Origin of the sequence: Mesorhizobium montanum (assembly GCF_033977145.1) — a bacterium.
Taxonomy (GTDB): domain Bacteria; phylum Pseudomonadota; class Alphaproteobacteria; order Rhizobiales; family Rhizobiaceae; genus Mesorhizobium; species Mesorhizobium montanum.
On the sequence record NZ_JAVIJF010000063.1, the window covers coordinates 1 to 1,422 of the forward strand.

Genomic DNA, 1,422 nt, shown 5'->3' on the forward strand with positions numbered 1-1,422 from the left:
GTACGTGTTGGGGTGGACGGCCCCCGACGGCATCGCAATGTGCCAGAATGAGGTCGTTGCAGATCTCAACAAGGGAGACCGTCCGTGGATAAACTTATTCGCATTGGCATGGATACGTCAAAGAGCGTTTTCCAGTTGCATGGGGTGAATGAAGCCGAACAGCCTGTATTGCGCAAGAAGCTGCGGCGCAATCAGGTGCTCGCCTTCTTTGCGGGGCTCCCGCCACTGAAGGTTGGCATGGAGGCCTGTGGCGCGGCTCATTACTGGGCGCGGGAGTTGCGCGCGTTGGGTCACGAGGTGCTGCTCATGCCGGCGCAGCACGTGAAGCCCTATGTCCAGCGCTCCAAATCGGATGCCGCCGATGCCGATGCAATCTGTGAAGCGATGAACCGGCCCCGCATGCGTTTCGTTGCGGCCAAGAGCGCCGATCAGCAAGCGGCGCAGATGCTGGCGAAGCTGCGTGCGCAGTTCATCGACCGGCGCACGCAGCTCTCCAACTCGATCCGCGGCTTTGCGGCGGAGTTCGGTTTGATCGCGCCCAAGGGGCTTTCCCGGCTCGGCGATCTTTTAGCCGACATTCGCGCCGACACGACGGTCCCGGATATGGCCAGGGACATGTTCGAGACGCTAGCGCGCGATTACGCCCACATCGGCGCCGAGGTTGCCCTGCTCGATGAGAAGCTGCTTGCGCTTCATAGGCAAAACGAAGTCAGCCGGAGGTTGGCCGCCATACCGGCAGTCGGCCCTGTTGGAGCGACGTTGCTGGCCATCAAGGTGACGGACGTGCATGGCTTCAAGTCAGGGCGCGATTTTGCCGCCTGGCTCGGACTGACGCCGAAGAACCATTCGACAGCAGGCAAAAACAGGCTTGGGGTGATTACCCGCGCCGGCGACGAGATGCTGCGAAGCGTGCTGGTGGCGGGCGCCACCGCTCTCATCCAACACATGCGGCGAGGCAGCAAAAGGGTCTGGCCATGGCTGGCGGCCCTGATCGCGCGCAAGGCTCCCAAACTTGCGGCGGTGGCGCTGGCCAACAAGCTGGCCCGCATCGCCTGGAAGCTGATGGTCAGCGGCGAGCAATACCGCGCCATCGGCGCCACCTATCCAGCGCCTGTGCTGCCGTGAGAGCATTAAGAGTTCAGTGCCGAGCGCACGCTCGACACTGAAGGCCGGAACTTGCAAGTAGAGGAGAAGATGGTGTGACCGGTCGAACCGGGACAAGCGAGACACTCCGAGGTGCTCACTGGCAGTCAATGCCGTGTACGTGTTTGGAACTCGCTATCCGTGAAGCCCATCTAGGCCAGCGCTCACATATCCGCGCGCAAAAGGCCGGACATATGAGCGCAAGCGATCCGATCAAATCATCTCCAGCCAAAGCCTTGCAAGCAGGGGGCCGTCCACATATGAGCACCGGAAGCGCAG

General features: G+C 61.8%; 1 protein-coding gene. It reads left to right on the forward strand.

The window, feature by feature from the left end; genetic code table 11:
• Positions 1-84: 84 nt before the first annotated feature.
• Positions 85-1,125 carry an IS110 family RNA-guided transposase gene (locus RFM68_RS33470; protein WP_320237196.1) on the forward strand — a complete coding sequence of 347 codons (1,041 nt, stop codon included), beginning with the start codon at positions 85-87 and terminating at the stop codon, positions 1,123-1,125.
• Positions 1,126-1,422 lie beyond the last annotated feature (297 nt).